The sequence below is a fragment of the Brasilonema bromeliae SPC951 genome, assembly GCF_012912135.1.
In the GTDB taxonomy this organism is placed as follows: Bacteria; Cyanobacteriota; Cyanobacteriia; order Cyanobacteriales; family Nostocaceae; genus Brasilonema; species Brasilonema bromeliae.
Map to the genome: position 1 here is coordinate 24,171 of NZ_QMEB01000034.1, position 9,353 is coordinate 33,523.

Sequence of the window (9,353 nt, forward strand, 5' to 3'; positions counted from 1 at the left end):
TGTCGCTCGCTCCGGGTTAATTATTTAGTGTACATACACAGCTACAACTGCCAAAATCTCATTTCCGCAAAAAGAACGCCGTTCTACCAAAAAGCACTGGTTTATTTAGCTAAATTTAGATGGTAGAAAATCAGTGTTCCCAATTCTTACCCTGGGGAATTATCAATGATGAACTCCCAAGGTTGACTTTTCGTACTACCAAACTTTAACTGCATGCCAGATTGTAACGGCACTTCCTGACGATGGATTTGTTGCCAACCATCAGATCGAAAAACCCAGGTTGTCCCGTAGGTGGACAAATCTTGCAGGTAATAGGTTCGCACTGCTGTTGCTCCTGTCAGACTATTTCGACATAATATCTCAGCATGGCGTTTTGAAACCGAAGGTTCTGGAATGACAATATCATTGTCTCCGGTGCGCCCGATGCGGGTGATTCCTGGTCGCAATAACGAAGTTTTACCTCCAGCGGAGAGCGATCGCAAACAAGCATTGGAAACCAAAGAAGCTATTCCTGGAATAGAAGTTTCTGGGAGTTCTGTGATCCCCTCATCAAAATTTTTTATGAGTTCTCCCTCGTAATCTGGATGGAGGTAGAGAATCGGCAATGTCCAAGCGGGTTGATTGAACCTGTAAACTATTAATAGCTGTTGCCTTGCTTCTGCCACGGCTTCATCAATTGGCAGTCGCTTTCGCAAAGCAGCAGCAAAAGCTTGAATAAAAGTCTGGCTTTCTTGGGATGCTATTTCATCACGCATCGCCAAAACTGCAGGCAAACCTTGACGTATCAGCACTTCTGCTAGACTGCTGTGCGACACAGCCTGGTGATTAGCAGCCGCAGGTTGTGCTCCCCAACAAGCATTGAAAACTGCCAGTTTCACACCTGTACTCGTCAATACTTGGGCTAATTCCATTCCATTGAGGGTCATACCCGGTCGCAAAAATAACAAACCTCCGTCTGGTCCTTGCAAACCGTGACCGGCGTAGAACAAGACGTTGTATGCTTTCGTTTCTAGCTGTTGAATTAACTCCTGCGGGGTTGGTTGCAGGAGTGTATTCACCATACAGGGTGCATAACCATTGTAATTGCTACCCACAACAGACCCATTGGAGAGTATTTCTTCTAGGCTAGCGGCTTCTTTTTTAAGTTCTAGATGCTTTTCATCTTCACCCAAAACCAACAGTATATTTAACGCTTGTTCTGAGCGTAAATACGGTAGAGGTTCGACTTCACTAGTGGTACGACTAAAAAGTATGTGTTGCGACAGAGAAATGGCAGATTGACCGGGTTCGCGCTGCATGATTTCCCAAGGCAGAGCAATCAGATCCGGATCACGAATTTCCAGTCGCATGCGCAAACGCGTACGCTCACCCATAGCAATGCCACGACTGCGTTCAAAGCTATTGAGAATTGCTCCCTCAAAGACCCAACCCCACAAGCTTATTCCCAAATATTGCATCAAACGAGCAGTGTAACTGGTGGGTTGAGTGGAAGTTGGGGCAACAAAATCCAGAGGGAGAGGATTTGCCTCTTGGGAGGTTGCTCCTGGGGAAATATCTAAGCGGCTGTGACCGGCAAACATTTGCTGCCACTCAAGCCATGCTTGAGTTAGATGTGGAGGCCATACACAATCACGCAGAACATAGCCACTGGGATAGGGAGCATTCACCACCCAAATGGCGAAACTGTCATTGCCGGTATTGATGAGACGGGCGATCGCCAGGTTAAGGGATGGCATGGATTCGTTAGTCTTGGTTAATCTATAGAATCAAATAATTTCAAATAACAATTTTAAAAGGCAAAAATTTTTACCTTTCGAGTTTTTGATTTAAAGTTATATCATCTATACTATTTCAGGCTTCTACCAGTTTATCGAGTTTTTGACGAAGTGCTGCTCTTCGGCTAACAGGTGTCACCTATTTTAACCAGTTATCTGTTATCAGTTTTTGTTAACAACTCTTAAGAGTTGACCCTCCGCGAGATTTCATTGCTGTGGCACAGACTCAGTTGTTGATTCTCCGTCAGGAGGTGTGGAAGTGTCTTTTGAGGACTGGCATCGACTCACCACTTTTGGTTGAGCTTTGGCAAGATTTGAGGATAAAATTCTGACTTTATCTCCTTGCTTGAGTAAACGTTTTTTGGCTGTGGAAGAAGTTGATTGTGAGTTTGATGGACTTGCTTGCCCGATAGAGCAGACTTGCAGGTGAATCCAAGTGTCCTTCTCTGTTTTCTGTTGCTTGGGAAGAATTTGTAAAACACTACCATTTGGAGCGATCGCACCAAATGGGGGCGAAGTCGTTGTTATGAATTCTATTTCGCTGTTAGTTTGAAGAATCACTCCTGGTGCATTCACACTATCTTTGCTCGAATTACCCGAACTGTCCTGAGAACCACTTGTGCTCGGTAACGGTATAGATGGTGAGGAGTTAAATAATTTCGTCGGGATAGAAAGCGATCCTTGACGCCACAGGTATGCCAACAAAACGCTAACAACAAAAAATAGCAGCGGAACAACAATCACCTGTAGCGGTACTTTTAGACTTTTGGCGGGCTTGCTTGTTGGCATGACCTGAGTTTTCTGATTTCTACCCACAGGTGATGCAAGTAGTGGCGTTTTGATCGCAGTGTTAGAAGCTATTGGTAATGTAGAAAGGTTAGCAAGGGAAGTGTGAAGGGTTGATTTTGGTTCTGAGTATTTAACTTGGCAGTGTACTAGCGCTATCGTGACATTATCATGTCCATTTTGAATATTCGCTATTTCCACTAATTTATCTGTGACTTTTGCTATGTCAAAATTTTCAGTAATAATGGGTAAAATTTCTGTTTCCCAGTATTGATCTACGCGGTCAAAGTCACTCAAACCGTCAGAACACAGCAGAAAAACGCTATCTTCGTCGAGAATAAATCGTTGTGACGTCGGATGCAATAAATGACTGGCACTCATGCCTAATGCCTGCACCAAAGATCCTGATGCTCCCTGTTGGACTGCATCTCGGTATGTGGCATAGCCTAAGCGTACCTCACGAGAAGCAACATCGTCATCTAGGGTCACTTGATAGCAGCCAGAACGTGTAATCCAATAAGCACGGCTATCACCAACGTGGGCAATATACATTTGATGAGCAATGGGCAATGCCATCACTAGGGTTGTGCCCATGCGTTGACGCCCTTGCCGATGTTCGTCGTCGTTGCGCTGGCTGATGATGTCATTAGCAGCAGCGGTTGCCCCTTCTAACTGCGCAAGTACAATAGATGAGTCTATATCCTCAGAAGGCAATTTCGTCAGCTCATGCAGGTGCTGTTGAATCGTTTCAATAGCTAAAAGTGATGCAACATTGCCTCCCTCGTGTCCACCAATGCCATCACAGACAATAGCTAAACCTGTTTGTGATGGTGGCTTGCTGACAATACTGCCAGCAGCAGGGTAACAAGCATCTTCATTACGTTGGCGACAAGGTCCGGTGTCAGTCTTGGTGACAATTTTGATAATAGGTGTTTGGGTTTGCCCTAATTGTGTTAACCCTCTGTCTATAATGGCAACGAGTTGCTCACCAGAGTGTATTTCTCCGGCAATCAGAGAACGACACATTTCATTCAAAAATTCGGCGATCGCCCCTTTGGCTTGTGGCTGTAACTGCTGCCAAAATTCCCCAAGTTGGGGTAAACCAGGGGAAGTTTGATTGTCCTGACGCAATTCCAATAAGCGTACTAACGACCCTTCTACCCTGATTAACTCTGGGTTGAGTAAGCTAGAGGCTACGCCTTCACTTGCCAGAGGTTGCCACAGATGAGCTATCTGCCACAGCAAATTCAGTTGCCGTATTGATGTTGCGTTATGCCAAGCTGTGGTTAACTCGCAAGCAATCTGGACTTCCAAGGATTCTGTACTGTCTAGTACAGAAAGCGGAGGTTTTTCTAAAAGTAATATTTCTTTGTCAGAAGTATTGCCAGTCATCGGCAGTATTCCATACACTTGCGGTACGTGCAAGCGATAGGGAAATAGCCGCAAGTAAGGTTTTATTGCCTGTACATGTTCTCCATTTGGCGTTTGGGGTAACAAACCGGGCTTGGTATCCAAAAGAAGTGCCTTGCTGATAACCAAATAGCGATCGGCTAATAATTCTCCGGCATTAGCCAAGCTTTCCCCCTCTGCCACAGCCCAGAGGAATCGTTTAGGAAGGGGTGTGGAGCATCTTAGGCAAAATTTGTGTGTAAGCGGGTTTGGAGCTTGACAAAGTTCATTTGGGCAGTACAGCGTTGCCGCGTCATTTTCCATAGTCTTCGCACCGATCAGCAGATTGGCATTTTTTTCAACAGCATTGGCAGCGGCACTGTTGACCGCTCATATCTGATATATCCAATTTTGGATCACGATTTTAACTTGCGAACGAAACTTAAGATGATAAAACCTTTCAAAAATTTGCTTAATGATAAAAATAGATATTTTTCAGTTGGTACGCAATGCAACCCACAAGACTTACTCACAGACACTTTAACTGAATCAGGCATAAAGCCATTTCTCTTGTTTATTTATCAACATACAGCATTCCCAAATTGGTCGCGAGCGCCAAAACCAATCATAAAGGTTATTCGGAGCGAGAATTTTCTGGTTCACAAACAATCATATAATTGCTGTAGCAGGCTGAAAACCACTCTCCGATGAGAAAAGTTGGTCATGTGAGTTAGGTCTGAGTCTTAGTAGGATGATTGCACCTCTGTCTTAAAAGAACAGATGTTGGCACAAGAGCGTACTTCACGAAAATTTCATACCTTTACCCATATAACTTTGTGAAAGCTTCATCACCTCCCCTCTTCAGGATTTTCTTTATAGAAAGCTGTATTTTCAACCACAAGTTTTTTTTCTTTGCTTTTTTTTAATGATGTATCTCAAGGTAGGTGTCAAGTGTTAAGTAACTTTATTTTACACTTTACACCCTTCTGAAATGAAATTATTCCATCAGAAAGAGGAGATAAGTGAGCTTTTTCCCTAATTTATATGTAGGTGGTAATCAATTAACTTTAGTTAAGACTAAGAGCACCAGAGGCTCTTGTTAGTTCCTATTGTGTCTTCACAATGACTTTTCTTCTGGGTTATTGATCACATCACCATTGCCAATAACAATTCCACACACTTAAGAATTGGTGAAATCCGAATGGAAGATAACAAAGAAAAAGAAATTCATCGTGCAGTGAACCCTGGTGACGTCATTTCTGAAGAACCACAAACAGTGGAAGAAAAGGCACAACAACTTGCCGTTGATTCTCCAGATATCACAGGTGATCACATTCAAGTTCCGACTTATTTTGTCGTTAAAGAGCCAAATGGTGAAGAAAAGGCTCTCCATCACGTGAAAGATGCAGAAGAAATCTCTGATGTGATTCGCCAAGCACGAGTAGACGAAGAAGGAAATAGAGTTTGGTGATAGATATTAAACGGTCAGCAGTCAGCAATTAGCTTTCAGGTAGCTTTCTGCTGCCGTTTTTTATTAAGAAAATATATGAATATTATTCAGTTGAATGGTTATAAATCGTCTTTTCTTTTTTTCTTTGTTTCTTTTTTTCTGAGTTGGTGAGTCAGGAGTTGCTGAGTTGGTGAGTTCTATTTTCAAGTCAGGGTGGACATTGCAATGCCCAACCTACACAATATGTCTATTTCCGGAAACCCCACAGCTATGAAAACATCGTCTTAGGCTCGTTTTCATAGCTGTGGAATGAATTACACTCAATTGTTGAGTTCACAAAATTTAACTTACGGACACTAAGCTATTTAAGCGAGAATGCAATGAGTCATGAGCAATGAGCTTTCGGGTATGCGCGAAGCGCACGCCCGGAAGGCATTAGTGTAAGTCTGGTGGTGGAGGAGATACGCGCCTACGCGCCCGAGAGCGGCAAACCCTCCTGGGGCTTATGCTTACTCATGACTAAGACGCTGAGCGAGCGTAAATTGAGAAAAACGGCGTACAGCAGAGTAGCTTACAATTTTGGAAGTTTGTTCTCACTCAGTACTCATTTTTCACTTTTACATCACACGCCATTAGCTTCTGTATTTTCCTCAGATGCAACTTGGGGTAGCCCCATGCTGTAATTAGTGACGCGTGCGGAAAGATTGTAGCTGACTTCGCCTTTTTGCAAGAGCGATCGCAGAAAATGCTCCAAGTCTGAGCCAATGCGGCGTAAATTATAATCTATCAGATCCGCCCCACTAGATGCTTCTACCAGTTCATCAAACTTGCGATAAACCTTTTGCAGAGCATCTTCATTCCAGTTGAACTCGTTGTCTGGGTCAACATCTAAGGTTAAAACCTGACTACTGGGAACGAGTTCTCCGTCCTGGTCTATTTCGCCGGCAAAAATCCTTATGTGCCGGGTTGTGGACTTAAGCAGCATCGGGTTATCCATTGGCGGTTTTATTTAGGGGTTAATCGCGCTCTCAATCATTGTAGACGGAATTCTTAGCGAGAAGAAATCATGCCTGTCTGACGAGCATAAGCAAAAATACCTCCTGCGTCAATCACGGGTCCCACTTCTCCTAAAGGTTTGAGGTTGTATATCTGACCAAGAGTATGGTTAATCAATTGATTGCTTTCAAAATCTATTGATACTTCATGACCAGTCTCAAACTTGTCACATAATCTTTCTTGTGATTCCCAAGGATAAAGTTCCCCTGTAGCAGCACAATTACGGAAAAAGATGCGGGCATAAGACTCGGCAATCACTGCTTTCACGCCGCTTGCACCCAAGGCTATGGGGGCATGTTCGCGTGAGGAACCACAGCCAAAGTTTTCCCCTGCCACAATGATGGGGTAAGTTGTTTTCATTTCGCCTGGAGGGACAAATTTGCCGTAACGGTCTGGTAAACCAGCTAAAGCATAACTTCCAAGCTTTTCGTATTCATCTGGTTTGGAAGGAACTAAGGTGAGATATTCGGCTGGAATAATTTGGTCTGTGTCTATGTTGTCGTCCAGAACAAAAATCTTACCCCTAATTACTTTGGTCATTTCGGTCTCCTACGTTTTTAAATGAATAAATTGTACATTTAGTAATTTTACGGAATTATGGTACAGCAACGTCTGGCTATCATTATATAGTAAATAATCAGCGGATTCACTTACGTGTTAATACCTGTTTTACAGTAACAACTCAAACTCTTATTGACTTCTAGATAAAGTTGATGTAAAAAGCTTTAAAAAGCTTGGACAAGTTCTTACAGAAACTTTATTGCATGGAATCCTAAAAACTGAATAATAGTTATGGTTTACTTGAACCATAGCGATTGCAGAAAACTGACAAACCGGAGAGTGAAAATCAAACCTGAAGATAAATTAGGAGAGTAAAATGCAATGACATTGTTTCTTGACAAACAAGCATTGTTAATTCCGACACTTTGAAAGTCAAAAAAGTATAAAGAATTCTTGCTTGAAAAATAGCGGATCACCCAAATTACCTCTTAGTACAAGGAAGTCTAAAAGCCATGAACTTTGAAGCATTACCACGGCAAGTAAATAGTGTCGATGTAGGTGTTTATGAGTGCGAAATCCATCTGAAATTCAGGTTGATAGAAGAAAAAAGTCTGTTGAGCGATCGCGACCAACTTTTGCAGGTTCTGCTAGACGCTTTAACCGAGGGTTCAGACGACTTTTTAGAGACTTTACAAGCAAATGTCAAGGCTCAAGAAGTTTCTGAGTTCAAAGCATCACCGCAAATGAGACGCCAACTGATGCGCTTACGCAACTCTGCTGAAGCTAGTTAATACTTAAGTTTGTGTCACCCTACTAATGGCAGATTGTGCATTAAATTTTCCCATTTACTGATTGTTCTAATAATGACTTGGCTTGCTTAACCATCCCCCACTAACCATAGCGCTGGGGCTTATAGTAGCCCTCACCCTTAGCACTACGGAAACAATGGGTGCCTACTCTAATTTTGTATTCATGCTTTGCTTCTATAACAGGGTTGTGGTTAGTAAAAATTAGATTTCAGTTTCATTCCTCTATCCCCGTTATTCCTCCAAGAATCAAAGGAGTTTGAAGAAAACTTAATATTTTTCCTCTAAGGAAAGGAAAATAAGCAAAAACAGCGAAACCCTAACAAATCAGTGTTGTTAGGAGATTTTGCTTTTTCTCAATGAGTTAAGTAGGATCTGTTATACTTAAACTCAAACGTGTTATAATTAATTTGCCTTGGTATAAGTGGGAAAAATTCGGCGTTAAAGTTGTCATAGATCAAGATCGTTGAGTTAAGGATTGTTTTTGGAGATTTCAGATGTGTCTTGACGTTGCCCTATGGCTCTTGCCACGCCTGACGGCTAACACCAGTCGCCTCTGTCGGGAAAGCCGTCATTGGCGCCCTTATTCACCAAGGGCGTCCTGACTCACATGCAACGTCAAGACAATAGCTTTGTTTGTGCTTTATAAATAACGGCAGAAGTGCTCACCGCTTAATGGGAAGATGTAGCGACTGAAGCGATTTGAGTCACTGTGCTAGAATTTCAGATATAAGTCGCTTTACCCCAAAAATTGGGGATATCAGAAGCAAAATCTTCTGGTAGCTCTGCGACTGTTCAGAGCGCAGAGCCTCAAGATTATTTTGCAAGACCGTGTTCTAAAGCAAAACGAACTAACTCTGTACGGCTATTAGTACCAGTTTTACTGAACAAACGGCTAACATACTTTTCTACATTTCGGACACTCGTTTCTAGACGGCGAGCAATTTCTTTATTCATCAACCCCTCAGCGACTAAGTTTAAAACACTTTGTTCTCTGGGGGTTAAATCAATAGTAAAAGGTGCTGGAGATTGAGCTATTGCATTTCTTTGAGTTAACAAAGCTTTTATTTGAGCAATTTGATTAGCCAACTCGGTAATATCTGGCGTATCACCTTCTTCTGTTGGAGTTGTAGTTCTGGCGGTGCGGCGTTCCAGTAAATTTTCCACAATTGCCACAAGTTCATCTGGATCAAAGGGCTTGGGTAGATAGGCGTCAACACCAGCTTGATAACCTTGGATGCGATCAGTCGTCATACCCTTAGCAGTGAGAAATATCACTGGTAGCGATCGGAAGCGAGGATCGTCCCGCAGTTGTTTGAGGAACTGGTAACCATCCACCTGAGGCATCATAATATCAGAAATGACTAAGTCTGGTGTATTTTGCTGCATCATCTCCCAGCCCTGTCGGGCGTTACTGGCAACTTGAACGCTAAAACCGCTCTCTTGCAAATAGTCTTTTACGGCTTCACGCAATCCTGGTTCATCATCTACCAGTAACAATTGTGCTGCCATTTACCGTTTCCTTTGCGCTACTTTTCTCCAATTTAGCGAACTTGAGTCATACTGGGCTACTGGCAAGATGGAGAGATT

Annotated in this window: 7 protein-coding genes; 2 read left to right on the plus strand and 5 right to left on the minus strand. The window is 42.7% G+C overall.

Features of this window, described 5'->3' with window-relative positions; genetic code table 11:
- Positions 1-146: 146 nt before the first annotated feature.
- Together DP116_RS06805 and DP116_RS06810 are read right to left on the minus strand one after the other, a co-directional pair.
- Complete coding sequence (locus DP116_RS06805; RefSeq protein WP_169154450.1) at positions 147-1,736, minus strand: CHAT domain-containing protein; 1,590 nt, start codon at positions 1,734-1,736, stop codon at positions 147-149.
- A gap of 246 nt (positions 1,737-1,982) precedes the next feature.
- Complete coding sequence (locus DP116_RS06810) at positions 1,983-4,274, minus strand: protein phosphatase 2C domain-containing protein (RefSeq protein WP_169154451.1); 2,292 nt, start codon at positions 4,272-4,274, stop codon at positions 1,983-1,985.
- An 877-nt stretch (positions 4,275-5,151) separates the two neighbouring features.
- On the opposite strand from DP116_RS06810, the gene DP116_RS06815 reads away from it, so the two are divergent.
- Positions 5,152-5,421, plus strand: coding sequence for a hypothetical protein (locus tag DP116_RS06815; protein WP_169154452.1), 270 nt, complete (start codon positions 5,152-5,154; stop codon positions 5,419-5,421).
- 601 nt (positions 5,422-6,022) lie between these two features.
- Here the strand turns inward: DP116_RS06815 and DP116_RS06820 are convergent.
- Together DP116_RS06820 and DP116_RS06825 are read right to left on the minus strand one after the other, a co-directional pair.
- Positions 6,023-6,397 (minus strand): NAD(P)H-quinone oxidoreductase subunit M, encoded by a 375-nt coding sequence (locus DP116_RS06820; protein ID WP_169154453.1) that lies wholly within the window; start codon positions 6,395-6,397, stop codon positions 6,023-6,025.
- Between the two features lie 53 nt (positions 6,398-6,450).
- Positions 6,451-6,996, minus strand: coding sequence for a LeuD/DmdB family oxidoreductase small subunit (locus DP116_RS06825; protein WP_169154454.1), 546 nt, complete (start codon positions 6,994-6,996; stop codon positions 6,451-6,453).
- Between the two features lie 473 nt (positions 6,997-7,469).
- Between DP116_RS06825 and DP116_RS06830 the strand changes: the two genes are divergently transcribed.
- Positions 7,470-7,748 (plus strand): Npun_R1517 family heterocyst differentiation transcriptional regulator, encoded by a 279-nt coding sequence (locus tag DP116_RS06830; RefSeq protein WP_048869887.1) that lies wholly within the window; start codon positions 7,470-7,472, stop codon positions 7,746-7,748.
- Positions 7,749-8,579: 831 nt separating this feature from the next.
- Here the strand turns inward: DP116_RS06830 and DP116_RS06835 are convergent.
- Positions 8,580-9,275: a response regulator transcription factor gene (locus DP116_RS06835; protein WP_169154455.1), complete on the minus strand. Its 696-nt coding sequence runs from the start codon at positions 9,273-9,275 to the stop codon at positions 8,580-8,582.
- Positions 9,276-9,353: the final 78 nt, after the last annotated feature.